We start from the raw sequence: 1,240 nt of genomic DNA, 5'->3' as shown, positions 1-1,240 counted from the left end.
ATGAGAGATTAAGTATCAAGGATGCTTTCTAGCACATCAAACAACATATCCACTTCTTCAATAGTGTTGTAATGCATACAACCAATTCGTACGACCCCACCTGATTCTTCAATGCCAAGCTGACGAACCAAACCAAGTGCATAAAAGTGGCCATTCCAAACACAGATATTGTGCTCACCTAAGGTCTTAGCGATAAACTCTGGTGAATACTTGTCAAACGTTAGAGCAAACGTCGGCGTACGTTGCTGACAATCTTCGCTCTCAATGCCATACAGTTTCACACCTTCTAGCGCGTCGAGTCGTTGCAAAAAACGCTCACTTAAGCGCTGTTCGTGTTGATTGTAAAGCGCGTAACTTTGTTCTAATCGCTGACGAAGTGGTAAGTCGTTGTCGCCAAACTGAGCCAAATATTCCACTGCGGCCGCAACACCAGCAAGGCCTTCGAAGCTTTGTGTCCCCGTTTCAAAACGACCCGGACCAATATTCGTAGCCGGTTCTACTTTATAAGGACGAAGGCTGTGCAACCATTGGTCAGCCACGTAAGCGATACCTACATGCGGTCCAAAGAACTTATAAGCTGAACACGCTAAGAAATCACAGCCCAGCGCTTGTACATCGACTAAGTGGTGAGGAGCATAATGCACGGCATCGACATAAACTTGAGCACCAACACCGTGCGCCATGTCAACTACGCGCTGAATATCGACTATCGATCCCGTGGTGTTTGACGCATATGTCACGGCAACCAAGCGTGTTTTTTCTGAAAGTAGGCTTTGCAAGTGCTCAAGATCTAAAGTGCAGTCCGCTTCATTGATTCGAACTTGGCGAACTACCGCTCCTTTGTCTTCTGCTGCTTGTTGCCAGCTTGAAACGTTCGAGTAATGGTCAAGCGCTGAGACAATGATCTCATCCCCTTCTTGCCAATCACGACTGATTGCACGGCTTAACTGGAACGTCAGTGATGTCATGTTCGCGCCAAAGACAATATTACCAGACGAAGGTGCATTCAATAGCGCTTGTGCCGACTCGCGCGCACTCTGCATGACATCGACTGTAGCTTGGCTAGAGAAGTAATGCCCACCCAAGTTGGAATTAAAACGCCCAAGGTAACCGACCATTGAATCAAGCACAGATTGAGGAACTTGCGAGCCTCCAGGCCCATCAAAAAACGTAACTGGTTTGTCATTATGATACTGAGCCAGCGCGGGAAACTGTTCTCTGATTTGATTAAGATTGAAGT

Annotated in this window: 1 protein-coding gene; it reads right to left on the bottom strand. The window is 46.9% G+C overall.

From position 1 onward, the window contains the following. Positions 1-8: 8 nt before the first annotated feature. Positions 9-1,240 (bottom strand): cysteine desulfurase-like protein (locus R7E47_RS24675; RefSeq protein WP_318085384.1); only part of this gene is annotated, 1,232 nt, incomplete at its 5' end.

It is taken from the genome of Vibrio sp. Vb1026 (assembly GCF_033338745.1).
GTDB lineage: Bacteria > Pseudomonadota > Gammaproteobacteria > Enterobacterales > Vibrionaceae > Vibrio > Vibrio alginolyticus.
Note: the sequence above shows the minus strand (reverse complement) of the source record. Positions and strands in the feature narration are given on the sequence as shown.